This is a genomic window from Aggregatibacter kilianii, from assembly GCF_003129965.1.
Lineage (GTDB): Bacteria > Pseudomonadota > Gammaproteobacteria > Enterobacterales > Pasteurellaceae > Aggregatibacter > Aggregatibacter kilianii_A.
This window is the reverse complement of record NZ_NRCJ01000003.1, coordinates 1-23,367: the sequence shown is the minus strand read 5'-3', so window position 1 is coordinate 23,367 and position 23,367 is coordinate 1. Positions and strand designations below refer to the sequence as shown.

Below are 23,367 nucleotides of genomic sequence, written 5' to 3'. Positions count from 1 at the left end.
TCAAATGCAACAAAAATTACTTGTCTCAGCCATTGCGCTCGCGTTGTCTTGTAGCGTTTATGCCGCCAAAGTACCCGAAGGAACACAACTTGCAGAAACCCAGAATATCGTGATCAATAACGGTTCCGAACCGCAAAGTTTTGACCCGCATAAAACCGAGGGGATTCCTGAAGCCGAAGTGGCGTATCAATTATTTGAAGGCTTAGTAACAACCGATTCCGACGGCAATTTAATTCCCGGTGTCGCTGAAAGCTGGGAAAACACACCGGATTACAAAACCTGGACATTCCACCTGCGCAAAGATGCTAAATGGTCAAACGGCGAACCTGTGACGGCAAATGATTTCGTCTTCGCCTGGCGTCGTTTGGTGACACCGGCAACTGCCTCGCCTTACGCCAGTTTCTTAGATTATCTTCAAGTTGAAAACGCCCAAGATATTATCGACGGCAAGAAAAAGCCCGAAGAACTTGGTGTGGAAGCTAAAGACGATCACACCTTTGTAGTGCGCACCAGCAACCCTGTGCCTTATGCCGTGGGCTTAACTACGCACCAATCCTTGTTACCGTTACCGCAGAAAACGGTAGAAAAATTCGGCGATGCTTGGGTGAAAAAAGAGAATATCGTCGGAAACGGTGCGTATAAATTAAAAAATCATGTGATTAATGAAAAAATCGAATTTGAACGTAACCCGCAATATTGGAATGACAAAGAAACGCAAATTAACAACGCCACTTTCTTAGCCATTGAAAATTCCAGTACCGACGTGGCGCGTTATCGCGCAGGCGATTTGGACATTACCAACTATGCCCTGCCGCCGGAACAATTTGCCAAGTTGAAAAAAGAGATTCCGGATGAAGTCTTCACTGCCAGAACGCTTTCAACTTACTTGTACGAAATCAATCACACCAAAGCGCCGTTCAACGACATTCGCGTTAGAAAAGCGCTTAACTTAGCCTTGGATCGTAATGTGATCACCGATAAAGTGTTAGGACAAGGCCAAACACCGACCTATGTCTTTACACCGACTTACATTGCCGAAGGCGAGCTGATTCAACAACCGGCTTATAGTAAAGAACCGATGGCGCAACGTAATGAAGAAGCCATTAAACTTTTGGAAGAAGCGGGATATAGCAAAGCCAATCCGTTAAAATTCACGATTCTCTATAACACCAATGAAAACCACAAAAAAGTGGCGATTGCCGCCGCCTCTATGTGGAAAGCCAATACCAAAGGTTTGGTGGATGTGAAACTGGAAAATCAGGAATGGAAAACTTACATCGATAACCGTCGCGGACAACGTTATGACTTGGCGCGTGCAGGTTGGAGCGCGGACTATAACCAAGCCAGCACCTTCGGTAACTATTTCTTATCCAACTCCAGTAACAACACGGCGAAATACAACAACCCGGAATACGACAAAGCCATTGATGCGTCTTATCTTGCCAGCGATGAAAAAGGTCGTGCGCAGGCTTACGCTAAAGCGGAAGAAATTCTGGCAAACGATTTTGCCGTCGTTCCGGTGTATAACTATGTGAATCCGCGTTTAGTGAAGCCTTATGTTAAAGGCTACACCGGCAAAGATCCGCAAGACACCATTTTGTTACGCAACCTTTATATTATTAAACATTAATCAAAAAGTGCGGTCGGAAAATTCAATGAATTTTTTGACCGCACTTTATTTTATTTTTGATTTTACGTCCGTATTTTATCAATACGTTGGGGCAATTTCATGTTTAAGTTTATCTTAAAACGCGTGTTGGAAGCGATACCTACATTATTTGTTCTGATAACCTTTTCTTTTTTTCTGATGCGGCTTGCACCGGGTAGCCCGTTCACCTCGGAGCGCGCCTATCCGCCTGAAGTGATGGCGAATATTGAAGCCAAATACCACTTGAACGAACCGTTGCATACGCAATATTTTTTATATTTAAAAAACTTGGCCAAAGGGGATTTCGGTCCGTCTTTTAAATATAAAGATCAAACGGTGAATAACTTAATTGCCACCGCCTTTCCCGTGTCATTAAAAATCGGCACTATCGCCTTTTTCTTTGCGGTAACACTGGGTGTTGCCGCCGGTACGATTGCCGCGCTAAAGCAAAACAGCAGGTGGGATTACATCCTCATGAGCTGTTCTATGGTCGGCGTCATCATGCCGAGCTTTGTCTTTGCGCCATTGCTCGTATTGCTGTTTGCCATCACTTTGGGCTGGTTGCCTGCGGGCGGCTGGAATGACGGTGCATTAAGCTACATTCTGCTACCCGTAGCCTCCCTAACCATCGGCTATGTGGCAGGCATTGCGCGGATTATGCGCGGTTCCATGATCGAAGTGCTGCATTCCAATTTTATTCGCACCGCCAAGGCAAAGGGGTTATCCACCTCCCGCATTATCCTAAAACACGCGCTCCGCCCTGCCCTGCTACCGGTAATTACTTATTTAGGGCCGGCGTTTGTCGGCATTATTACCGGCTCCATGGTGATCGAAACCGTGTTCGGCTTACCCGGCATGGGCAAACTTTTCGTTAACGGCGCGCTCAATCGCGATTATTCTCTGGTGTTGAGCCTCACTATTTTAGTGGGTACGCTGACCATCGTATTTAATGCGATAGTCGATATTTTATATGCCGTAATCGATCCGAAAATTCGTTATTAAGGAAGCCACATGACGAAAAATAAGGGTGTAAAACCTATAAATCAAAAAAATACCGAATTCGTTGAACAACTGGCTGAACGCATGGATGAAATGCAACTGGAAGGACGCAGCCTGTGGCAGGATGCCAAACGCCGTTTTTTCCGTAATAAAGCGGCGGTGGCAAGTTTAATCATGTTGTTCGTGATTGTGCTGTTTATTACCTTTGCCCCACTCGCTTTTCCTTTTACCTATGAAGACACCGACTGGAACATGATGAGCGTAGCGCCGACGACGGAAGGTTACCATTTCTTCGGTACGGACTCTTCCGGGCGCGACCTTTTGGTGCGTACGGCTATCGGCGGGCGTATTTCCTTGATGGTCGGCATTGCCGGTGCGCTCATATCCGTCTTAATCGGCACCATTTACGGCGCCATTTCCGGTTATTTCGGCGGCAAAATCGACATGGTGATGATGCGCTTTCTGGAAATTTTAAGTTCTTTTCCGTTCATGTTTTTTGTCATTCTATTAGTGACCTTATTCGGACAGAATATTTTCCTAATTTTTGTAGCTATCGGCGCTATCGCCTGGCTTGGTTTGGCGCGGATCGTGCGCGGACAAACCCTTAGCCTGAAAAATAAAGAATTCGTAGAAGCGGCAATCGTATGCGGCGTACCGCGTCGGCAAATCATTTTCAAACACATTATTCCAAACGTATTGGGTTTAGTGGCGGTATATGCCTCCCTTGAAGTGCCGGGTTTCATTTTATTTGAATCCTTCCTGAGCTTTTTAGGTTTAGGCACACAAGAGCCGATGAGTAGCTGGGGCGCTTTATTAAGCGATGGCGCGGCGCAAATGGAAGTGTCGCCTTGGCTGCTGATTTTTCCGGCGTTCTTTCTCTGTTTAACCCTTTTTTGCTTTAACTTTATCGGTGACGGGCTACGCGACGCCCTCGATCCGAAAGACCGTTAGGAGCTGCGCATGACAAACTCAACGCACTTATTGGATGTGCAAAATTTACATGTCAGTTTTAAAACCCCGGACGGCATCGTTACCGCCGTCAACGATCTGAATTTTACCCTAGATGCAGGGCACACCCTTGGTATCGTGGGCGAATCCGGTTCCGGCAAATCGCAAACCGCTTTTGCGCTGATGGGTCTGCTTGCCGCCAACGGCATGGTTTCAGGCTCTGCCCTATTTGACGGAGTTCAGCTGGTAAATTTGCCCACAGCGAAACTGAACAAGATTCGTGCAGAACAGATCTCCATGATTTTCCAAGATCCCATGACCTCGCTGAACCCCTATATGAAAATCGGCGAACAGTTAATGGAAGTGCTCATGCTGCATAAAGGCTACGACAAGCAGACCGCCTTTAACGAATCGGTAAAAATGTTGGATGCGGTAAAAATGCCGGAAGCCAAGAAACGTATGGGCATGTTTCCCCATGAATTTTCCGGCGGTATGCGCCAACGGGTAATGATTGCCATGGCGTTATTATGTCGCCCGAAACTGTTAATCGCCGACGAACCGACTACCGCATTGGACGTCACCGTACAAGCACAAATTATGACCCTGTTAAATGAACTGAAACATGAATTTAATACGGCGATTATTATGATCACTCACGATCTCGGCGTAGTAGCGGGTATTTGCGATCATGTGTTGGTGATGTACGCCGGGCGGACTATGGAATACGGCAATGCGGAACAGATTTTTTATCACCCGACCCATCCTTACTCCATCGGCTTAATGGACGCCATTCCACGTCTGGATATGGATGAAGAACATTTGGTCACCATTCCCGGCAATCCGCCGAATTTATTGCATTTGCCACAGGGCTGCCCGTTCTCGCCGCGTTGCCAATTTGCCTCAGAGCAATGTCAAAAAACGCCGCCAAAACTGACCGCACTTCATGACGGGCGACTGAGAAATTGTTGGATCCCTGCAGAGGAATTTGCCCTATGAGCGAACAATTGGAACGAAAATTGCTGTTAGAAGTAAACCATCTCGGCGTGAGCTTCAAAATTAAAAATGATAAATCCCTGTTCTTTGCCAAACCGCAAACCCTGAAAGCAGTAAAAGACGTGTCTTTCAAACTCTATGCCGGCGAAACGCTCGGCGTGGTAGGCGAATCCGGTTGCGGCAAATCCACGCTGGCACGCGCGATTATCGGCTTAGTGGAAGCCTCCGAAGGGCAAATTTTGTGGTTAGGCAAAGACTTACGCAAACAGTCGGCAAAACAATGGCATGACACCCGTAAAGACATTCAGATGATATTCCAAGATCCGCTGGCGTCGCTTAACCCGCGTATGAACATCGGCGAAATCATTGCCGAACCGCTGAAAATTTATCAACCGCATTTGAGTAAAGCACAAGTCAAAGAAAAAGTGCAGGCGATGATGTTAAAAGTGGGACTGCTGCCGAACCTGATTAACCGTTATCCGCATGAATTTTCCGGCGGACAATGTCAGCGCATTGGTATCGCCCGCGCGTTAATTATCGAACCGAAAATGATTATTTGCGATGAACCGGTGTCTGCGTTGGACGTATCCATTCAGGCGCAAGTGGTAAATTTGCTGAAATCCCTGCAAAAAGAAATGGGCTTGTCGCTGATTTTCATTGCGCACGATCTTGCCGTGGTGAAACACATTTCCGATCGCGTGCTGGTGATGTATTTGGGCAATGCCATGGAGCTTGGCACTGATGATGAGGTCTATAAGCACACCAAGCATCCTTACACCAAGGCTTTGATGTCGGCGGTACCGATTCCCGATCCGAAACTGGAACGCAATAAATCTATTCAGTTACTGGAAGGTGATCTGCCCTCGCCGATTAATCCGCCTTCCGGCTGCGTTTTCCGTACCCGCTGCGTTCTCGCGGACGAATCCTGCGCCCGACAAAAACCGGCATTTAACAGCGAAAATAACAGCCATTTCGTAGCTTGCCTGAAGGTTTCTTAACGCAAAAAAGTGCGGTCGGAAAAAACATTATTTTTTTCGACCGCACTTTTATTAATTCAAGATAAAAAAATCAGCGCATCATGCGCTGATTTTCTTTTTTATGATTCTAACTCGCCACAGAAGCGATATCCTTCGCCGTGAATGGTGGCGATGATTTCCGGCGTGTCGTGATGATCTTCAAAATGTTTACGAATACGACGAATCGTCACATCCACAGTACGATCTTGCGGTTTTAACTCACGTCCGGTCATTTTCTTCAACAATTCTTCACGGGTTTGGATTTTGCCCGGATTTTCGCAGAAATGTAACATGGCGCGGAATTCGCTACGCGGCAATTTACGCTCTTCGCCTTCCGGTGTAATTAACGTACGACTGTTTAGATCCAACGTCCAACCGTTAAATTTATATTGCTCCACATGATGCGCGCGCTGATTTTCCTGCATAGTGCGTTGTAGCAGATTACGGGCGCGAATAGTCAATTCACGCGGGTTGAAAGGTTTGGTGATGTAATCGTCGGCACCGATTTCCAAGCCGAGAATTTTATCCACTTCGTTATCCCGACCGGTTAAAAACATCAGGGCGATGTCGGCATTTTCACGCAATTCTCGGGCAAGCATTAAGCCGTTTTTACCCGGCAAATTAATGTCCATAATAACCAAATGAATATCTTCGGTATCAAGCACTTGATGCATTTGGCTACCGTCGGAGGCTTCAAAAACTTCGTAGCCTTCCGCTTCAAAAATGCTTTTCAGGGTGTTTCGGGTGATCGTTTCATCTTCAACAATTAAAATTCGTGGTGTTTGCATGGGCAAATCCTTACTTTTGTCGTTATAGCTTTTCCATAAGGCTGTTAGATTTTAAATAAGTTCCATTTTATAGTTGCAACATTATTGTAACAATAAAAAAATGCAAAATTAGGTGTATTAGAATTTGATTTTATGATCTAAGTCATAAAATGACGCACTTCAACCTCTTGTTGCCAAAATAAAAAATCCTCCAATGGAAGAAATCATCGGAGGATAATTGAACACAAGGTTCAAATTTACACACAAAAACAAGAACACATTTTTTAACGTTTTTTCTTACCGCCCTGACGCGCTTTAAAACGCGGGTTTTCTTTGCAAATTACATACACCACGCCGTGACGACGCACCACTTTGCAGCCGGGGTGACGGCTTTTCGCGCTTTTTAATGAAGATAATACTTGCATGAGACGTCCTTATTTTGATTTAAATGCACCGAACTTGCCGTAACGATTAGCAAAATCGCTGGCGCGACCTTCATTGGCGACTTGGCGGGTTTTGCCGGTGTAGAAGGGGTGCGATGCGGAGGACGTATCACACATAAAAACCGGATATTCCTTGCCGTCTTCCCATTTCATGGTGTTCGTGGTTCTGGCACAGGAGCGGATTAAAAAGCCTTGTTTGGCGTTGGAATCGTAAAAGAGAACGGTGCGATAATTTTCCGGATGAATACCTTTTTTCATTTTTCTGCAATCCTTATTTTTTGATGAAAAATAACAATACGCGCCATCTTACACAAAAAATTTTGCAGAAGCAAACTTATTTTTAAATAAAAAATAAGAACCTCATAAAATCTAAAATAGAAACGAGAGAAAAGAAAATGTCGTCAAAAGACACAAGAAAAGGACAACTTAATTCTCATAAAAAATGATGTTATTTTGTGAATTGCATGTTTATGTACAGATTAATAAGTACGAATTTCAGGCACTTGATAAGTTTTAATAAAGTGTTCTATTTCAACAAGATCATCACTAAACAGCAATTTATCAAAATGGGGTTGTGTTAGAAAACCTGCCGTCACCATGCTTTGATACATCATTTTTAAAGGCTCATAAAAACCATTCTGATTGAATAAAATACAAGGATGAGGATTTTGCCCGATGCGAGCCCAAGAATAGACTTCACAAATCTCTTCCAAGGTACCGGGACCACCCGGCAAGGCAATACAGGCATCGGCTAATGCCAGCATTTTTGCTTTACGCGTCGCCATGGAATCCACGATGATAATTTCCGTGCAACCAAGATGCGCCAATTCGCGTGCTTGTAAAAATTCAGGAATCACACCAATAACCATTCCGCCGTTAGATAACACAGCATCCGCCAATACGCCCATTAAGCCCGCCTTGCCGCCACCATAAACCAAGGTATGTTGATTTCCGGCAATCCATTCGCCCAACCGAACCGTCGCTTGTCTATAGGCTTCAATATAGCCAATTGCCGCACCACAATACACCGTAATATTCATTTATTCCCTCTGCTATTTTTTATTGGTGAATTTTACGCCGAATTCAATGCCGAATAAATGACAACAATAGGCGCAATATCACGTTAAAGCACGATATTTTACAGCAATTCATTTTGCGTAGTGCTAGAATGAGCGACATTTTATGGAAGATAATCGCAATTATTTTATGAAGAAATTTCTCTTTTCTGTCCTCTGTTTTTTTGCTGCATTGAGTACGCAAGCGGTGGATTTATTTAACCAAAAACCGAAATATTTGCCGGTCGATCAGGCATTTCAGCTTCAGGCTGAACGCCGAGACAATCACCTTTCGTTAAATTGGCAAATCGTCGAAAATTATTATCTCTATCAGGATAAACTGGAGTTTTCCCTGAATGGACAACCCGTTGAAAGCCAACCGCACTTTTTAAGTACAGCGGAACAATATGAAGATCCCTATTTCGGCTCGGTGAACATTTTTAAGCATCAGCTTGCTCTGAATCTGGCATTGCCTAACGGCAAACCGCAAGATGTGCTCGCCGTGACCTATCAAGGCTGCACTCAGGGCTTTTGCTATCCGCCGGAAACCAAGCAATTTACGCTCGGTGAAATATCGCAATCGGCGATGACGGTACAAACGGAAGCGCCAAACAACCGAAGTGCGGTCGAAAATCCAAGTGTTTTTTCATCGCAACAAAATCAACTCGCCGACAGCCTATTCCAGAGCAAATACGCCATATTATGGTTTTTTGTTTTAGGTATCGGCTTGGCATTCACCCCTTGTGTGTTACCGATGTTGCCGTTGTTATCGGCAATTGTCATCGGTAGTCGAGCAGAAAACAGCAATACTTGGCGCGCGTTTGCCTTGAGTTTCGTTTATGTACAAGGCATGGCGCTGACTTATACGTTACTGGGCTTATTGGTGGTACTTATTGGTTTACCGTTCCAAGTGGCATTGCAAAGCCCTTACGTATTAATAGGCTTGTCTTTTATCTTTATTTTATTGGCACTTTCCATGTTCGGCGTGTTTACCCTGCAACTGCCGCCATCGTTACAAACCAAGCTTACCCAACTAAGCCAACAACAAAAGCGCGGTGCGTTTTTCGGCGTGTTTGTCATGGGGGCTATCGCGGGGCTCGTCGCCTCGCCTTGTACCTCCGCCCCACTGTCCGGCGCGTTACTTTATGTGGCACAATCGGGTGATTTTGTGATCGGTGCATTAACCTTGTATTTATTGGCGCTCGGCATGGGGTTGCCGCTTATTTTAATTACTGTGTTCGGCAATAAAATCCTACCGAAATCCGGTGCATGGATGGAAAATGTAAAAATCGGTTTCGGCTTTGTGATGTTGGCGTTGCCGGTGTTCCTACTTGCCCGCGTCATTCCGGCAGTCTGGGAGCCCCGGCTCTGGGCGTTACTTGGCGTGAGTTTCTTTGTTTGGCTTGCCACACAAATGCGTTCTCATGGTATCGGTTTGTTTTTTCGCATTATTTTCTTGGTCGCTGCCATTACGCTGGCACAACCATTACAAACATGGATTTGGCAAAATAATACACAGCATACGGAAGCCCAAAGTGCGGTCAAAAATTCACTTGAATTTCAACAAGTACAAAGCTATGAAGAACTTCAGCAGGTGTTAGCGCAAAATCCAAAAGCAATGGCAATGCTGGATCTCTATGCAGATTGGTGCGTGGCGTGCAAGGAATTTGAACATAAAACCTTTACGGATGCCAAGGTGCAGAATGCGTTAAAAGAGGTTTTGTTGTTAAGAATCGACATGACAAACAACAGCGAAAACAACCGCACTTTAATGAAGCAACTGAACGTCACCGGGTTACCGACGCTGATTTTCTTTAACGCACAGGGCAAAGAAATCTCGTCTCATCGCATTACCGGTTTCCTCGATAGCGATGAATTTTTACAAACATTCGTGGCGGCAAAAAACGCGAATCATTAACCGATAAGAAAAAATCCTTTTCTATTTTTCTTGTTTTTTTCTTTTAGATTTATTGTTAGCATACACATCCTCAATTTTCATTATTTTATTTAAGGAAGAAAAAATGTTTTTAAACAAATATAGCAATTACTTTTTAGGCTTATTACGCATCGCGTCAGGCTATGCATTCGTGTTACACGCTACTGCAAAATTCTGGGAATTCCCGGTTTCCATGACCGGCGGTAACGGCTCCGTAGAATTGGCTTCATTAATGGGCGTTGGCGGCGTTATCGAATTGGTATTTGGTATTTTATTGATTTTAGGTCTATTCACCCGCGTTTCCGCTTTCTTATTGAGCGGTCAAATGGCAGTGGCCTATTTCATGTTCCATGCACCAAAAGCCTTCCTGTTCCCATTAGCAAACGGCGGCGAACCTGCATTTCTATACTGCTTTATTTTCCTCTATTTTGTTTTTGCCGGCGCCGGTGCTTTCGCATTGGATAACAAAATCGGTAAAAAATAACCTCTCACACAATACGTAAAAAGGATTAGGCAAAACCTAATCCTTTTTTATTGTCTGCCAATAGCATAAAAGTGCGGTTAATTTCCAATGCCTTTTAGTTGTTAACGCGTTTGCCGCCAACAAATAGAAATCGTTTATAAAGGGGGATATTTCCATCAGAAAAATAACACAATGCAGAAAAATGAGTAATACAAAAAGGCGCTAAGTTTACCACTTAGCGCCTTTTTTGAAAATGGCGGAGGAACTGGGATTCGAACCCAGGGAGGGCGTAAACCCTCGCCGGTTTTCAAGACCGGTGCCTTCAACCGCTCGACCATTCCTCCGTGTTTTGAGCGTGGTGAATAATACGGACTTTGCTACATCAAGTCAAGCAGTTAAATAAAAGATTCTATTTAACTGCTTTATTTTCAGGCGATTACTTTAACGCCTCGGCTTTTGTCGGCTCGGCGTAAACATGGCTAATTGCCGTGTGATGCCCTGCCGCGCCCTTACCGTAGAAATAATAGCGGGATTCCTGCCATTCATGTATCGGATAAACCGTAATTCGCTCATCGGAAGCTTTCGCTAATGTCGCTTCCGCCTTGGTGTGCGTAACGGCAGAAAAAGTGCCTGCACGTCCGGTAAAACTAAAAGTGCGGTCAATATCCGCCATGAATTTCACCTCCGGTGAAATCGGTGGCAATTCGGCGCTTGCTGCTGCGGCCTCCGTTGGTGCGGATACTACATTATTACTTAAACGTTGTAATGACGCCTGTACTTTTTTCTCAACAGAATCATTTGCCGGTTGGGTAATAAATTCCGTTAGCGGTTGGACGTCATTTTTGCTTTTTTCAACAATCATATCTAGCGCCGGAACAGTAATGCTCTGCTCCTGCTCGCCGGATTGATTTTGTTGTTCAAGTAGCTCATCAACGGACAAAAAACTGTTTTCTTTCGGTTGATTACCTTGCGGCATCTCAATCCAGACTTTACCGCTTGCTAATTCAGGCGAAGCCACTGCTGCAAATAATGGCATCGGTGATTTTTCTTGCGCATTGCGACGACGGCGTTGATTATTCACCCGCAAATGACGCGGTAAGCGACGTTGACGAGAACTATCACGCAATGATTTATCCCCTTCAGTTTCCACATCCGCTACATCTGTTGCTGTTGTTGCAGCCAATTCATCAGCTGACGACTCAGCAATTACATCCTCAGTAAGTTGCGTAACTTTCGGTTGAACCGGCTGAACCACACCAGCATCTTCTTCATTGAGTCGCACTTTTTTGCGCAAATCACGACGCTGACGACGTTGTGTCGGCTCGGCTTTTTCTTCAACCGTCGCTGATGATTCCGGTTTTACCACCTCTTCAATCACTTCAGGCTTGCGGCTACGTTTGGCGTTACGCTCCTGATTTCGACTGCGGGTTTCGGACTTCTCCGTATTTTGTTCATCAACTACGCTTTCCGCATTATCACTGCGGGAACGGCGATTATTTCGACGCTCCTGATTACGACGATTACGGTTATTATTGCTGTTTCTGTTATTGTTGCTACGAGTTTTCTTATTCTGCTCTTCCTGTTTCGGCTCGGAAGCAAATAAACCTTTTAACGCAGAAACTAAACGGCTTAACAAAGACGGACCACTTGATTCTTTACGCTCAACAGGCTCCGGCGCAGGCATGGTAATTGCCAAAGACACCGCTGCACTTTCCACTGCTGGCGTTTCTGCCGGCGTCGCGTCAATATTACGGGAAACCAAAGATTCCTCGGCAATAAAGGTTTCATCCTGATCCTGATGTAATCTCGCCAAGTTGTAACTTAACTCATTGATCTCTTCGCCATCACGCACACGGAATACGCTAAAGTGCGGTGTTTCCATGGCTTCATTTGGCACGACGATAATATCCACGTCATGACGTTTTTCGATACTATGAATCGCCTTGCGTTTTTCATTCAGCAAGTAAGAGGCGATTTGGACGGGCACGATGGTGTGAACCTGTTTAGTATTTTCTTTTAACGCTTCCTCTTCCAGCAAACGCAAAATGGAAAGGGAAAGAGATTCGTTATCGCGGATTTTACCGGTGCCTTGGCAACGCGGGCAAACGTGATGAGAAGACTCACCCAAAGACGGACTCAAACGTTGACGGGACATTTCCAACAACCCGAAGCGGGAAATACGGCTAATTTGAATACGCGCACGATCTTGACGCACCGCGTCGCGAATACGATTTTCCACTTCGCGTTGATGGCGAACCGGCGTCATATCAATGAAGTCGATAACGATTAAACCGCCCAAGTCACGCAAACGTAGCTGACGGGCAATTTCATCGGCGGCCTCGAGGTTGGTGTTTAATGCGGTTTCTTCGATATCGCCGCCACGGGTAGAACGTGCGGAGTTAATATCAATGGCGGTCAATGCTTCTGTGACATCAATGACGATAGAACCGCCGGAAGGCAAGCGCACTTCACGTTGGAACGCCGATTCGATTTGTGATTCAATTTGATAATGGCTGAATAACGGCACTTCGCCTTGATACAATTTCACTCGATTAATGAAATCTGGACGCACTAATTTAATGTGCGCTTTGGCTTTTTCATACACTTTTGGGCTATCAATGAGAATTTCGCCGATGTCTCGACGCAAATAATCGCGAATCGCACGTACGATAACATCACTTTCTTGATGAATTAAAAACGGAGCCGGACGGCTTTGTGAGGCTTGTTTAATGGCTTCCCAGTGGTGCAACAGCACTTTCAAGTCCCATTGCAATTCTTCCGGCGATTTGCCGACGCCTGCGGTACGCACGATTAAACCGACGCCTTCAGGCACGTCCAAAGAACTCAAAGCATCTTTTAACTCTAAACGTTCATCGCCTTCAATGCGCCGGGAAATTCCGCCTGCACGCGGGTTATTCGGCATGATCACCAAATAACTTCCCGCCAAGGAGACAAAGGTGGTCAGCGCCGCGCCTTTATTGCCGCGCTCTTCTTTGTTGACCTGAACGATGACTTCCTGTCCTTCCGAGATAATATCACGAATATTCGGGCGCCCTTGATAGACATAATCCGCCGGAAAATATTCGCGCGCAATTTCTTTTAACGGTAAAAAACCGTGACGTTCAGCGCCATAATCGACAAAGGCGGCTTCCAAACTCGGCTCAACGCGAGTGATTTTTCCTTTGTAAATATTGGCTTTTTTCTGTTCATGTCCCGGACTTTCAATGTCCAAGTCAAATAAGCGTTGTCCATCGACTAACGCGACGCGCAACTCTTCTTTTTGAGTTGCGTTGATTAACATTCTTTTCATTCGTTTTCTCTTTTATAAAAAAGGGCTAACCCTAAAAACTCCACCAAAAATGACCGCACTTTTCATAGTAACGCTTAGTAATCGACCTCGTGTCTGTCGCAGAATGTCTGTCTTCCCGACCGTCATCTGCTGGGTGCATTGACTACCTTATTAAAATCCGTCAAATGCCGACGTTTTAATAAAACAAAGCCTATAAATAAAAAGGTTTGCAAGCCAACGTCCATTTTTGATGCTAAAAAATCACTGACCTATCAATGTCTTACGCCAAACGCCGCATGATATCTCATCAATGATAACGTATTTATTTTTAAGCGTTTTTTAACACTTAAAAATGCTCGTTATTATCGCCTGAATAGGGATTTTTAGCAAGGCAGTTATCATGATTCGGCGAATATTCCTTGCGACATTCAAAGCCATAGCACGATGTGCTATCATGCCTGCCGAAATTTATAACGAATACGATAATGAACATTTATGAGTGAAAAAATCATCAACTCCAGCGTGCAATTTTTAACCGTCAGCGATGACGAAGCCGGTCAACGATTGGATAATTTCCTACTAGCGCGCTTAAAAGGTGTGCCGAAAAGTCTGATTTATCGCATTGTGCGCAAGGGTGAAGTGCGGGTGAACAAAGGCAGAAGCAAGCCGGAATATAAATTACAGGCGGAGGATGTGTTGCGCATTCCGCCGGTGCGTGTAGCAGAAAAGGCACAGGATACGATTTCCAATAAGCTCACTAAAGTCGCCCAATTAGAGCAACACATTATTTTTGAAGACAATTACTTGCTGGTGCTTAATAAGCCTTCCGGTATTGCTGTGCATGGAGGTAGCGGATTGGATTTCGGCGTCATTGAAGCCTTGCGTGCCCTTCGCCCGGAAGCGCGTTTTTTAGAACTGGTACATCGTTTGGATCGCGACACTTCGGGTATTTTATTGGTGGCCAAAAAGCGTTCGGCGTTGCGCAATTTGCATGAACAACTGCGCGAAAAAACCGTGCAAAAAGATTATTTGGCACTGGTGCGCGGTCAATGGCAATCTCATTGCAAAGTCGTTCAAGCACCACTCTTAAAAAATGAACTTTCCGGTGGTGAACGTATTGTGAAAGTCAGTGAACAAGGCAAGCCGTCGGAAACCCGTTTTTCTGTGGAAGAGCGCTATGCCAACGCCACCTTGGTGAAAGCCTCACCGGTCACAGGGAGAACCCACCAGATTCGCGTGCATACCCAATATGTGGGGCATCCTATTGCATTGGATAGCAAATATGGCGATAAAGCATTTGATCAACAAATGGCGGAACTGGGATTAAATCGTTTATTTTTACACGCCTATTCCATCCGTTTTGAACATCCGCACAGTGGCGAAACGTTACGCCTAACCGCGCCGTTGGATGAAAAGATGAAAGGTATTTTGAAACGGTTGCGCGAGATGAAATAAAAAGTGCGGTATATTTTCCTGGCGTTTTAAAAACGCCTCGAAAAATGACCGCACTTTTAGATCGCGTAATACAAAAACGCCAAGCGAAATGCTTGGCGTTTTTTACTTATTTAACAATTAGATATTTTGATTGATAAACGCAGCTAATTGATTTTTTGGTAAGGCACCCACTTGTGTCGCTACCGGCTTACCGTCTTTAAACAACAGTAATGTTGGGATGCTACGCACGCCGAATTGTGCCGGAGTAGCTTGGTTGTCGTCGATATTGATTTTCACAATTTTTACTTTACCGTCGAACTCTGCCGCTAAATCATCAAGAATCGGGGCAATCATCTTGCACGGTCCGCACCATGGCGCCCAAAAATCTAATAATACCGGGACTTCTGAATTTAATACGTCTGCAACGAACGTTGCGTCGCTGGAATGTAATACTTCGCTCATTTTCTTTCCTTACTTGTTTACTATTACTGCTTAAGTGTTCGCGCATAATAGCACAGCACTACGCGAATGGCACAAATTAGTTTAATTGCTAAAAGCTAAGAAGGCAAAACCACATTGTCGCAAGTCTTGCCTTTGCTGACCGCATAAATATTTGATAAGGTCACATCGGCAATGCTGGTCAGCGCTTCTTCCGTCAAGAAGGCTTGGTGCCCCGTTAATAATACGTTGTGGCAAGAAGACAAACGGCGGAACACGTCATCCTGAATCACTTCGTTAGATTTGTCTTCAAAGAATAAATCTCTTTCATTTTCATACACATCCATGCCCAACGCACCGATTTTACGTTGTTTTAGCGCATCAATTGCGGCTTTGGTATCAATTAGCGTACCGCGACTGGTGTTGATAATCATCACGCCGTCTTTCATTTTGGCAAAAGCTTCGTGATTCAATAAATGATAGTTTTCCGGTGTTGCCGGGCAATGTAATGTAATCACATGGGAGCGCTTATAAATTTCGTCCAAACTAACATATTCTGCGCCTAACTCTTCCGCTACGGGATTTTTAAACGGGTCATACGCCAGAATGTGCATACCGAAGCCTTTCAGAATACGCATGACGGCAATGCCGATTTTACCTGTACCAATCACACCAACGGTGCGCCCGTGCATATTAAAACCGATCAAGCCTTCCAATGAAAAATTAGCTTCACGGGTACGCTGATAAGCACGATGAATACGGCGATTTAAAGTCATCATCAAGCCCACCGTATGTTCCGCCACCGCTTCCGGCGAATATGCCGGCACGCGAACTACGGTCAGTCCCAGTTCCTGCGCCGCTTTTAAATCGACGTTGTTAAACCCGGCACAACGTAAAGCAATGATTTTCACCCCAAGTGCGGCGAGTTTTTCCAATACTTTTCGACTGCCGTCATCATTCACGAAAATACACACGGCTTCACAATGTTCCGCCATTTTGGCGGTGCGTTCACTGAGCATAAAATCGTAAAATTCCAGATCCAAACCATACTTAGCATCAATTAATTCTAAATATTTTCGGTCGTAACTTTTCGTGCTATATACCGCAACTTTCATTTTGCCCTCCGAATACATGACGTTTATTTAAGTTGTGCAAATGCCTGCGCTAAATCCGCTTCGATGTCTTCGGCATTTTCCAATCCGACGGAAAAACGCAGAAGATTATTGGTAATCCCACGCGCAATGCGCTCCGCTTCGGGGATATCCATGTGGGTTTGGGTTGCCGGGTAAGTAATAAAACTTTCCGTACCGCCAAGGCTTTCGGCAAAGGTAATGAGCTTAATCGCTTTTAAGAAAGGATTAACCCAGTTTTCATCTTGTAAACGGAAAGACAACATTCCGCCTTTATTTGGGTACAACACATCTTTTACCTGCGGTTGTCGGTGCAAAAACTCTGCAATCGCTTTAGCATTTTCCTGATGACGTTGCATACGTAGCGCCAAGGTTTTCATACCACGAACGGTTAACCAAGAATCAAACGGCGACAACACCGGACCGGCGCCATTTTGAATATAAAATAGACGATCACAAAGTTCCTGCCCTTTCGCCACGATTAAACCGACTAAAACGTCGTTGTGCCCCGCAATATATTTGGTACCGCTATGAATGACGATGTCCGCACCATGTTCCATCGGGCGGAACAAGACGGGCGTTAAAAACGTATTATCCACGATAAGTAATAAATTGTGGCGTTTGGCGACTTTTGCAATGGCATCCACGTCGCATTCTTCCATTAGCGGATTAGATGGCGTTTCAATAAAAATCGCTTTGGTATTCGGCGTAATCGCCGCTTCAATGTCTTGTACGGAGGCGGTGTTCACATAAACCGGTTTAACGCCGTGGGTATTTTTGTAAGCGAAATCCAACAAACGATAAGTCCCGCCATAAACATCGCTGGAAACGATCCATTCATCAGGAGAAGTAAATAATGACATCAATAATTGGATTGCCGCCATCCCCGAGGAGCAGGCAAATCCGCGCTCGCCTTTTTCTAACCGTGCAATGGTTTCTTCTAGCACGGCACGGGTTGGGTTTTTGGTTCGGGTATAGTCAAAACCGGTACTTTCACCAATACCGTGGTGACCGTAAGCGGTAGAAAGGAAAATTGGGGTGGAAACGGCGCCTGTGCGCTCGTCGGTGCGATTTCCTGCTTGGGCTAATAAGGTGTCAATCGCATATTCTTGTGTCATAAATCCTCCGCGAAAATAAAATATTTTTATACCGCACTTTTTAATAAAAAATGTGCTTCATTTTGGCACAAAGTGCCATTCTATAAAAGGAAATTTTATAACCCGTTGATTGCACAAACTAAAATTAAATTCAGGATTTCTTTGCGCTTTTGCATTTTTTTTCAACAAACTCACTGATTTTTTGAATTGTTTATTGACAGTTTTAGATAAGTCAGTAAAATGCACCGCACTAACAGCAAACGCGGGAATAGCTCAGTTGGTAGAGCACGACCTTGCCAAGGTCGGGGTCGCGAGTTCGAGCCTCGTTTCCCGCTCCAAAATCACGGCGTGTTAGCAAAGCGGTTATGCACTGGATTGCAAATCCATGTAGCTCGGTTCGACTCCGGGACACGCCTCCATAACACCCCATGCAGTTAGCAAATCACTCAGCCCGAGTGGTGGAATCGGTAGACACAAGGGATTTAAAATCCCTCGCCTTTCGAGGCGTGCCAGTTCAAGTCTGGCCTCGGGCACCATTTAAAACCTCATAAAAAAAAGATAGTCGCATAAGCGGCTTTTTTTGTGTCCGGAATTTGATATGTCTCCATATCCCAAATTATATAAATAAAAAAGGCCAATGTTAGCGATTAACGCTAAATCAGCCCCACTAGTGACGAATTATAAAATCATCTTACATTAACGTTCATTGGAATAATACGTCTCCAACCTCTTAACACAATAGCCTCACCGGAAGTTAATTTCTCTTTTTCGACTTGAGCACCAAACAATCGATTTCCAACTATGCTTGGCTCATAAAAGATATTAATTCTATATTCTTTAAAATTACCGGGAAAAGATTGATATTCTTTGATAATATCCTTTCGATTAGCAAGTGTTACAACTCGACCTCTAATTTTATCATCTCCTTTCTTATTCACGTTAAATGTATAGTCTACAATATTTTTTTCATTAGTTTCATGCTCAACGACTAACTTCATTGAACGATCCTTCTTAACCATTCTTTCAAGCTGTTTTAAAAGCTGTTTGGCTTTATTATTTTTAGCATAGAAACCCTTAATTTCTGCCGTATCTTTTCTGGAAAATTTTTGATTCTCTTCTTTATAAACACTTAATATGGCGTCATTAAATGAAAAATCGACGCTACGCTCCTTTACCCACATACGTGCACTAATCGGCTGTCCGATCTCAGCAAACACCGGGGATAATTCAAAAAACAACTTAATATCTTTGCCCTTAGATTTTGGAAACTCATAATCAAGTGTTTCTGTCAACACGTAAAGATTACCATTTGGTGCGGTGACTACGGCCATAATTTTCTCATCCCCTGAAGAGGTTTTTGAACTACAGGCAGACAAGAAAATCACACTCATACATAAAAATAGTTTAAATAACATTCTCATTCTTTGTTCCTTAAATGAATATCAGCAATTACTCTCTATTTGCTAACTACATAGCCTCAAAATTGATTACAGTATGGATGCTCGCATTCGTTACACAATAATTAAACTCAACGAGAAAGAAGTGTATGTGAATAGACTCGACCTAAGAATCTCAGCGATTGAAATCCTTGGATACCAGTCTATCTGCACCACATCTTGAACATACACAATCATAACGAAGCAATAAGCACGGGTGCAGATTATATACTGATTTACTCAGGATGCGTATAACCTTTTTATAGCAATTAAAGTGCAGTTGAGTTTTCTAGCACTTTATAAAATCAGAAGGATTCAAAGCACTTAATACATTTATTGTTTTTTTCAGCCAAGTGATTAGAATAAAAGCAAACTACATACATAGGAGAAAACTTAAATGCTAACTCAAACTTTACCTTGCCCACATTGCAACCAATCCATAAAAGGGACTGCATTTAAAGGTTTTATGGGGATAAAATCTTGTCCGCACTGCAACAAAAAAATAAAACTTCGTAAAGGTCCTGTGAAAAAGACATTACTGGCTTTTTTGCTCTGGTTGGTTGTCATGATTCCACTTCTTGCGGTTTACATCAGCCTTGTTGGTCCTGAAATGAATATAGGGCTGATATCATTTATCATTATTTCTTATATGCCACTTCTAATTTACAGCTCAAAACAGATCTCTTTTGAGAAAGACGAATAACTTATCAATCAACTCTTCAGGAGGTCTCATGAAATCACCTTGGTCTGTTAATATAGCAGGAGGTATCTATACTGTAGTAGCGCTGTTAAGTATATTTGTCTTTGTAGCACACACCATTTATACGCCCCCTGGAGAGTTTTTTTCTACAATCTCAGAAAGCATACCGTTTTTGCCACCGTTGTTATCCGCTATCGTCTATATAATATTAGTCATGCTGCCGGGGATTGCTTCTGTAGGCATATTCGCCGGCAAAAAATGGGCAAGAATCCTATTTATCCTTATTGCTATATTTGACATAAGCATTACTTTACTAGGCGAATTTGAAATGAAGGCTATTGTAGTAAAGTTGCTATATAACGGAATTATTGCAATTCTTCTATTTACCCCATCATCTTCAAATTATTTTAACTCCACAAAATAATTAAGAACAAACATTAAGTTTAACTATGACCGGTTATTTATTGTTTTGGCAAGTAATGTAGTAACGGAAGGATTTTTTGTAGTTTAAAGACGAAAAGCTACTCTATGACTCTACTATCCTGTGTGTGCATCAGATTAAACGCCTTGTCATATTGCCATTTACGGCTGATTTGGGTGCCCGCTATCGGGTAGGTGTGATTCGGTTGGTAGTTATCGAGTTGCTCTTCAGTCAGGTTATTATGCCAACCACCGCCTTGCGCTTGCAGTAAGCCTGATGGTGAGAAGTGTTCGGCAAGGATAAAACCGTTTTGGTTCTGTTTTCTGGTTTGTCTGCCCAGTTTGTCGTAGCCGAGTGTCAGCGGGTTGTGGTCGTTAACTTGGAATTGCGTCAGTTCGCCGTACCGGTTAAATCCTTGCGAAATTCTGACCGCACTTTGTGCGTCGGTCGAAGCGGCGGATTTGCCGTTCGGTAACAGAAGGACAGTTTGTCTGCCGTATTTATCTAATTCGACTTCAACCCGTTCACCATCCTGAATCTCCGCAATCAAGCGATGTTGTTCGTCGTATTCAAACTCGGTGATGTGTGTCGCATTGAAAGGAAGGTATTGTGTGTTGACGGTTTTACTCAGTTGTCCTGTTTTCTTCGTATAAGAATAGCTCATCTGATGGGCAAGTCCATAACCCTCAAGATTGATATCATCTAAAAGTGCGGTCAGTTTCTCCGGTGTTTTTCCAATTATTTGGACCTTATTTTTTTGATACTTCGGCAGCCATGTCTGACAGGAAAGTAACTTATCTTCCACATCATATGCGTAGGTTTCCACACACTGCCGTCAACTTGAGTTCGGCGGATTAATCTGCCTGCAATATCATAGGCGTAACGTCTTGCTCTTCCCGTAAAGTCCGTCTCTTTGATTAATTGACCAGCCTTGTCATATTCATAACGATAGCTATCCCCCTGACTATTTCTTACCTCAGTCAGACGCGTCAGTTTGTCATAGTGGAAACTGAAGGTTTCGCCTCGTCGAAGTGTCATTGTAATAGTTAATAATTAACTATAAAAGTGTAATGAATTTTCTAAGTGTTTTTGGATTAAGAAACATCTTGAATTTTAACCACACTCTTATGTGTTATTCCTTATTTTTTAAGGACAATTTTATATAACACAAAGCATCGCAATCAATTGATATAAAATAAAAAGGCACACTGCACCATATCGGACTTAATGACTCTCTTTATTGATATCTATTAAATGTAACGTTCCGCTAAGTATAAATTCAACCAATCCATCTACATTTTTAGAAAAATCATTGCTGATCAGTGAATAGACTCTTTCTATAAAATCCTTCTTGTAATCAAGATTTTTATTGGCATATATCTCTTTTTTAAATTCAATGACTTGTAATTTTGTTAACTTAGTATAAAAAACTAAAAAATCAAATAAGGAATCACTTAATTTAATAGCTTTATCGTCTCCTGAAATGAGACCATATACAGGATTTTTTTCATCTCTAATATCACAAAAAATAATATCATCCGAAATCGTAGCAGCAAAAATAATATAATCACGATTTTGAAATCTTTCATTAGCTTGCAATGCCCATGCCTCTGGTTCAGTACTTTCTGATAGCGCAGGAAAGAGTATCATACCAAAAAGTTGATCGCCAAAATAACAATCGCCTTCAAAAGAAAGATGTTGATAGTACTCCAACAATTGACCAGAAATATCCTCAGCATTAACTTTTAACGGCATTTCTGAATATTCTAACTCGCCATCTATCGGTTCGCTCAAATAAAAACATTTCACTAAATCTGGCAATATATTTTCTAAATTCATAAACCCGCCCCTAACTATATTTACTTTGTTTTTGATTTAATTTTTGTCTTAATGTTGTTTCATACTCCATCTTAAATTTTAATATCCTTTAACTCTTAAATTATAATAACCAGATAAAATAACAGCACATGTTAGAAACATGTGCCATCAAAAGTTAGACCATTTTTTCAAATATATATACCGAGCCATTCTAATTTTGAAATTAAAACAGCGTCAGTCTCTAGCTCATTTTTAACTTAGATCAATAAAAAATCCACTACACTCCAATAAAATGCAACACCCAAATATCATTGATGATTATATATCAAAATACCATTCAATAAATTTAGAAAAGCTTGACCATTTTCCAATAACCTTATCTTATTCACTTAGTTTAAAATGAAAGACTTCAGCAGTTTTATCATTATAAAAAAACCATTTTCACCTTCAAAGTTATCCAATGGAATATAATCCTCTGATAAATCTAACAATTTATTAATTGAGTATAGATTCCGCAATAAATTTGTATTAATAAGAAACCATCCCAGCTGGTATATTTCTTTCCCACGGCTATAAAAAGTTGCTCCATCTTCGGCATGTAAATAAAACTGAATAAAATCGCTATTCATATCTACACCAAGTTTAGACAATGCATCTCGATAATCAACGCTTTCATCTTGATACCACCAATTTTTTTCTTTTAAAAAAGAAATAACTTTTTGATTCAACATATGTCACCTATAATTAATTTAGAGGTCATATTAAATTAGCAGTTATGCTAGCCTAATACAGCCTTATTAATTATCCAAAAAAGCACTTTGATATCTTGAGGCTATTACCTCCACATAACTATCATAACCAATAATCAGATAATGTTTTAAGCCAAGTTTATTATTGGGGTCAAATATCTTACCCTTTTTATTCAAAACTCCTGAGTCTGCAACTTGATAAAAAAGAGGATCAGGATGGTATTTATTTTCCTTCCAAAAATCTATTTCCCTAACTCTTTCATTAAAATTTTCAATTTGAAAATCATTATAATGATTTTCAAAAAAATTTAAGGTTGTACATTTAACCTCTGCAACCACACTAAAATGAACCTCCAATTTTCGATAATTATTTACCTCAAAATCATCATACGTCTGAACATCTACATATAGTTTAACCCCATTTGACTCTGTATAAATAACTTTAAGATCAGTGGTCGATACTAAAAAATCTACTTTTTCAGGTACTAATTTTATTACCATATATTTTCTTTTATCCAACGTGCCGTAAAACTCCGTCCTTCAGGGCGGAGATATAAGGCACAAACGGCGTAAGCCGTTTCAAACCT

General features: G+C 42.6%; 24 protein-coding genes and 4 tRNA genes. 13 read left to right on the top strand and 15 right to left on the bottom strand.

Annotated elements, in window-relative coordinates; translation table 11 throughout:
• Positions 1 to 4 precede the first annotated feature (4 nt).
• The 5 genes from DK430_RS02680 (at position 5) to oppF (ending at position 5,586) form a co-directional block, all read left to right on the top strand.
• Entirely contained in the window at positions 5 to 1,630 is a 1,626-nt protein-coding gene (locus DK430_RS02680) for an ABC transporter substrate-binding protein (RefSeq protein ID WP_109077581.1), read from the top strand.
• Between the two features lie 99 nt (positions 1,631 to 1,729).
• Positions 1,730 to 2,650 (top strand): oligopeptide ABC transporter permease OppB, encoded by a 921-nt coding sequence (gene oppB, locus DK430_RS02675; protein ID WP_109077580.1) that lies wholly within the window; start codon positions 1,730 to 1,732, stop codon positions 2,648 to 2,650.
• A gap of 9 nt (positions 2,651 to 2,659) precedes the next feature.
• Positions 2,660 to 3,598 (top strand): oligopeptide ABC transporter permease OppC, encoded by a 939-nt coding sequence (gene oppC / locus DK430_RS02670; protein ID WP_109077579.1) that lies wholly within the window; start codon positions 2,660 to 2,662, stop codon positions 3,596 to 3,598.
• Positions 3,599 to 3,607: 9 nt separating this feature from the next.
• The gene (locus DK430_RS02665) at positions 3,608 to 4,591 is read left to right on the top strand and encodes an ABC transporter ATP-binding protein (RefSeq protein WP_109077578.1); all 984 of its coding nucleotides are present in this window, start codon (positions 3,608 to 3,610) and stop codon (positions 4,589 to 4,591) included.
• Positions 4,588 to 5,586, top strand: a complete 999-nt coding sequence (gene oppF, locus DK430_RS02660) for a murein tripeptide/oligopeptide ABC transporter ATP binding protein OppF (protein WP_109077577.1) — start codon at positions 4,588 to 4,590, stop codon at positions 5,584 to 5,586. Before DK430_RS02665 ends, oppF begins: the two co-directional genes overlap by 4 nt.
• Positions 5,587 to 5,684: 98 nt before the next feature.
• Here the strand turns inward: oppF and arcA are convergent, their stop codons facing one another.
• From arcA to DK430_RS02640, 4 genes are all read right to left on the bottom strand, one after another.
• Complete coding sequence (gene arcA, locus DK430_RS02655) at positions 5,685 to 6,392, bottom strand: two-component system response regulator ArcA (protein ID WP_109077576.1); 708 nt, start codon at positions 6,390 to 6,392, stop codon at positions 5,685 to 5,687.
• A gap of 263 nt (positions 6,393 to 6,655) precedes the next feature.
• Positions 6,656 to 6,796, bottom strand: coding sequence for a type B 50S ribosomal protein L36 (ykgO, locus tag DK430_RS02650; protein WP_109077575.1), 141 nt, complete (start codon positions 6,794 to 6,796; stop codon positions 6,656 to 6,658).
• A gap of 9 nt (positions 6,797 to 6,805) precedes the next feature.
• Positions 6,806 to 7,072: a type B 50S ribosomal protein L31 gene (locus DK430_RS02645; RefSeq protein WP_005559134.1), complete on the bottom strand. Its 267-nt coding sequence runs from the start codon at positions 7,070 to 7,072 to the stop codon at positions 6,806 to 6,808.
• 221 nt (positions 7,073 to 7,293) lie between these two features.
• Positions 7,294 to 7,854, bottom strand: a complete 561-nt coding sequence (locus DK430_RS02640) for an LOG family protein (RefSeq protein WP_109077574.1) — start codon at positions 7,852 to 7,854, stop codon at positions 7,294 to 7,296.
• Positions 7,855 to 8,020: 166 nt separating this feature from the next.
• Here DK430_RS02640 and DK430_RS02635 point away from each other — a divergent pair, with 166 nt between their 5' ends.
• Positions 8,021 to 9,787 carry a protein-disulfide reductase DsbD gene (locus DK430_RS02635; RefSeq protein WP_204352504.1) on the top strand — a complete coding sequence of 589 codons (1,767 nt, stop codon included), beginning with the start codon at positions 8,021 to 8,023 and terminating at the stop codon, positions 9,785 to 9,787.
• Positions 9,788 to 9,890: 103 nt separating this feature from the next.
• Entirely contained in the window at positions 9,891 to 10,289 is a 399-nt protein-coding gene (locus DK430_RS02630) for a DoxX family protein (RefSeq protein WP_109077572.1), read from the top strand.
• Between the two features lie 233 nt (positions 10,290 to 10,522).
• Here DK430_RS02630 and DK430_RS02625 read toward each other — a convergent pair.
• Both DK430_RS02625 and rne read right to left on the bottom strand, forming a co-directional pair.
• A tRNA-Ser gene (locus DK430_RS02625) sits at positions 10,523 to 10,612 on the bottom strand.
• A 92-nt stretch (positions 10,613 to 10,704) separates the two neighbouring features.
• Positions 10,705 to 13,578, bottom strand: a complete 2,874-nt coding sequence (gene rne, locus DK430_RS02620) for a ribonuclease E (protein ID WP_109077571.1) — start codon at positions 13,576 to 13,578, stop codon at positions 10,705 to 10,707.
• Between the two features lie 474 nt (positions 13,579 to 14,052).
• Here rne and rluC point away from each other — a divergent pair, with 474 nt between their 5' ends.
• Positions 14,053 to 15,012 carry a 23S rRNA pseudouridine(955/2504/2580) synthase RluC gene (rluC, locus tag DK430_RS02615; RefSeq protein ID WP_109077570.1) on the top strand — a complete coding sequence of 320 codons (960 nt, stop codon included), beginning with the start codon at positions 14,053 to 14,055 and terminating at the stop codon, positions 15,010 to 15,012.
• A 117-nt stretch (positions 15,013 to 15,129) separates the two neighbouring features.
• Here rluC and trxA read toward each other — a convergent pair whose 3' ends face one another.
• The 3 genes from trxA to DK430_RS02600 all read right to left on the bottom strand — a co-directional run bounded on the left by trxA (position 15,130) and on the right by DK430_RS02600 (position 17,677).
• Positions 15,130 to 15,453, bottom strand: a complete 324-nt coding sequence (trxA, locus tag DK430_RS02610; RefSeq protein WP_109077569.1) for a thioredoxin — start codon at positions 15,451 to 15,453, stop codon at positions 15,130 to 15,132.
• Positions 15,454 to 15,548: 95 nt separating this feature from the next.
• Complete coding sequence (locus tag DK430_RS02605; protein WP_109077568.1) at positions 15,549 to 16,544, bottom strand: 2-hydroxyacid dehydrogenase; 996 nt, start codon at positions 16,542 to 16,544, stop codon at positions 15,549 to 15,551.
• A gap of 23 nt (positions 16,545 to 16,567) precedes the next feature.
• Positions 16,568 to 17,677: a methionine biosynthesis PLP-dependent protein gene (locus tag DK430_RS02600; protein ID WP_109077567.1), complete on the bottom strand. Its 1,110-nt coding sequence runs from the start codon at positions 17,675 to 17,677 to the stop codon at positions 16,568 to 16,570.
• Between the two features lie 241 nt (positions 17,678 to 17,918).
• On the opposite strand from DK430_RS02600, the gene DK430_RS02595 reads away from it, so the two are divergent.
• The 3 genes from DK430_RS02595 to DK430_RS02585 all read left to right on the top strand — a co-directional run bounded on the left by DK430_RS02595 (position 17,919) and on the right by DK430_RS02585 (position 18,192).
• Positions 17,919 to 17,994: transfer RNA gene (locus DK430_RS02595), tRNA-Gly, on the top strand.
• 7 nt (positions 17,995 to 18,001) lie between these two features.
• Positions 18,002 to 18,075: transfer RNA gene (locus DK430_RS02590), tRNA-Cys, on the top strand.
• A gap of 30 nt (positions 18,076 to 18,105) precedes the next feature.
• A tRNA-Leu gene (locus DK430_RS02585) sits at positions 18,106 to 18,192 on the top strand.
• A 150-nt stretch (positions 18,193 to 18,342) separates the two neighbouring features.
• Here DK430_RS02585 and DK430_RS02580 read toward each other — a convergent pair.
• Complete coding sequence (locus tag DK430_RS02580) at positions 18,343 to 19,077, bottom strand: hypothetical protein (protein ID WP_109077566.1); 735 nt, start codon at positions 19,075 to 19,077, stop codon at positions 18,343 to 18,345.
• Positions 19,078 to 19,489: 412 nt separating this feature from the next.
• Here DK430_RS02580 and DK430_RS02575 point away from each other — a divergent pair, with 412 nt between their 5' ends.
• Together DK430_RS02575 and DK430_RS02570 are read left to right on the top strand one after the other, a co-directional pair.
• Positions 19,490 to 19,795 (top strand): hypothetical protein, encoded by a 306-nt coding sequence (locus DK430_RS02575; RefSeq protein ID WP_109077565.1) that lies wholly within the window; start codon positions 19,490 to 19,492, stop codon positions 19,793 to 19,795.
• Positions 19,796 to 19,823: 28 nt separating this feature from the next.
• On the top strand, positions 19,824 to 20,216 hold the full coding sequence (locus DK430_RS02570) for a hypothetical protein (RefSeq protein WP_109077564.1): 393 nt from the start codon (positions 19,824 to 19,826) through the stop codon (positions 20,214 to 20,216).
• A gap of 97 nt (positions 20,217 to 20,313) precedes the next feature.
• Here the strand turns inward: DK430_RS02570 and DK430_RS02565 are convergent, their stop codons facing one another.
• The 5 genes from DK430_RS02565 to DK430_RS02545 form a co-directional block, all read right to left on the bottom strand.
• Positions 20,314 to 21,039, bottom strand: coding sequence for a hypothetical protein (locus DK430_RS02565; protein ID WP_162616798.1), 726 nt, complete (start codon positions 21,037 to 21,039; stop codon positions 20,314 to 20,316).
• Positions 20,952 to 21,251 carry an RHS repeat domain-containing protein gene (locus DK430_RS13500; protein WP_109077562.1) on the bottom strand — a complete coding sequence of 100 codons (300 nt, stop codon included), beginning with the start codon at positions 21,249 to 21,251 and terminating at the stop codon, positions 20,952 to 20,954. The genes DK430_RS02565 and DK430_RS13500 overlap by 88 nt, the downstream gene beginning before the upstream one ends.
• A gap of 186 nt (positions 21,252 to 21,437) precedes the next feature.
• Complete coding sequence (locus DK430_RS02555) at positions 21,438 to 22,052, bottom strand: hypothetical protein (RefSeq protein WP_109077561.1); 615 nt, start codon at positions 22,050 to 22,052, stop codon at positions 21,438 to 21,440.
• A gap of 368 nt (positions 22,053 to 22,420) precedes the next feature.
• On the bottom strand, positions 22,421 to 22,762 hold the full coding sequence (locus DK430_RS02550) for a hypothetical protein (protein WP_109077560.1): 342 nt from the start codon (positions 22,760 to 22,762) through the stop codon (positions 22,421 to 22,423).
• A gap of 66 nt (positions 22,763 to 22,828) precedes the next feature.
• The gene (locus DK430_RS02545) at positions 22,829 to 23,281 is read right to left on the bottom strand and encodes a hypothetical protein (RefSeq protein ID WP_109077559.1); all 453 of its coding nucleotides are present in this window, start codon (positions 23,279 to 23,281) and stop codon (positions 22,829 to 22,831) included.
• Positions 23,282 to 23,367 lie beyond the last annotated feature (86 nt).

Excerpts from the sequence above, each read along its gene's own strand:
- DK430_RS02635 (WP_204352504.1), top strand. The coding sequence starts at position 8,021 with ATGAAGAAATTTCTCTTTTCTGTCCTCTGTTTTTTTGCTGCATTGAGT.
- ykgO (WP_109077575.1), bottom strand. The coding sequence starts at position 6,796 with ATGCAAGTATTATCTTCATTAAAAAGCGCGAAAAGCCGTCACCCCGGC.
- DK430_RS02600 (WP_109077567.1), bottom strand. The coding sequence starts at position 17,677 with ATGACACAAGAATATGCGATTGACACCTTATTAGCCCAAGCAGGAAAT.
- DK430_RS02575 (WP_109077565.1), top strand. The coding sequence starts at position 19,490 with ATGCTAACTCAAACTTTACCTTGCCCACATTGCAACCAATCCATAAAA.
- rluC (WP_109077570.1), top strand. The coding sequence starts at position 14,053 with ATGAGTGAAAAAATCATCAACTCCAGCGTGCAATTTTTAACCGTCAGC.
- DK430_RS13500 (WP_109077562.1), bottom strand. The coding sequence starts at position 21,251 with ATGACACTTCGACGAGGCGAAACCTTCAGTTTCCACTATGACAAACTG.
- DK430_RS02665 (WP_109077578.1), top strand. The coding sequence starts at position 3,608 with ATGACAAACTCAACGCACTTATTGGATGTGCAAAATTTACATGTCAGT.
- oppF (WP_109077577.1), top strand. The coding sequence starts at position 4,588 with ATGAGCGAACAATTGGAACGAAAATTGCTGTTAGAAGTAAACCATCTC.
- DK430_RS02545 (WP_109077559.1), bottom strand. The coding sequence starts at position 23,281 with ATGGTAATAAAATTAGTACCTGAAAAAGTAGATTTTTTAGTATCGACC.
- DK430_RS02640 (WP_109077574.1), bottom strand. The coding sequence starts at position 7,854 with ATGAATATTACGGTGTATTGTGGTGCGGCAATTGGCTATATTGAAGCC.
- DK430_RS02605 (WP_109077568.1), bottom strand. The coding sequence starts at position 16,544 with ATGAAAGTTGCGGTATATAGCACGAAAAGTTACGACCGAAAATATTTA.
- DK430_RS02550 (WP_109077560.1), bottom strand. The coding sequence starts at position 22,762 with ATGTTGAATCAAAAAGTTATTTCTTTTTTAAAAGAAAAAAATTGGTGG.
- rne (WP_109077571.1), bottom strand. The coding sequence starts at position 13,578 with ATGAAAAGAATGTTAATCAACGCAACTCAAAAAGAAGAGTTGCGCGTC.
- trxA (WP_109077569.1), bottom strand. The coding sequence starts at position 15,453 with ATGAGCGAAGTATTACATTCCAGCGACGCAACGTTCGTTGCAGACGTA.
- DK430_RS02680 (WP_109077581.1), top strand. The coding sequence starts at position 5 with ATGCAACAAAAATTACTTGTCTCAGCCATTGCGCTCGCGTTGTCTTGT.
- DK430_RS02645 (WP_005559134.1), bottom strand. The coding sequence starts at position 7,072 with ATGAAAAAAGGTATTCATCCGGAAAATTATCGCACCGTTCTCTTTTAC.
- oppB (WP_109077580.1), top strand. The coding sequence starts at position 1,730 with ATGTTTAAGTTTATCTTAAAACGCGTGTTGGAAGCGATACCTACATTA.
- DK430_RS02630 (WP_109077572.1), top strand. The coding sequence starts at position 9,891 with ATGTTTTTAAACAAATATAGCAATTACTTTTTAGGCTTATTACGCATC.
- DK430_RS02570 (WP_109077564.1), top strand. The coding sequence starts at position 19,824 with ATGAAATCACCTTGGTCTGTTAATATAGCAGGAGGTATCTATACTGTA.
- DK430_RS02555 (WP_109077561.1), bottom strand. The coding sequence starts at position 22,052 with ATGAATTTAGAAAATATATTGCCAGATTTAGTGAAATGTTTTTATTTG.
- arcA (WP_109077576.1), bottom strand. The coding sequence starts at position 6,392 with ATGCAAACACCACGAATTTTAATTGTTGAAGATGAAACGATCACCCGA.
- oppC (WP_109077579.1), top strand. The coding sequence starts at position 2,660 with ATGACGAAAAATAAGGGTGTAAAACCTATAAATCAAAAAAATACCGAA.
- DK430_RS02580 (WP_109077566.1), bottom strand. The coding sequence starts at position 19,077 with ATGAGAATGTTATTTAAACTATTTTTATGTATGAGTGTGATTTTCTTG.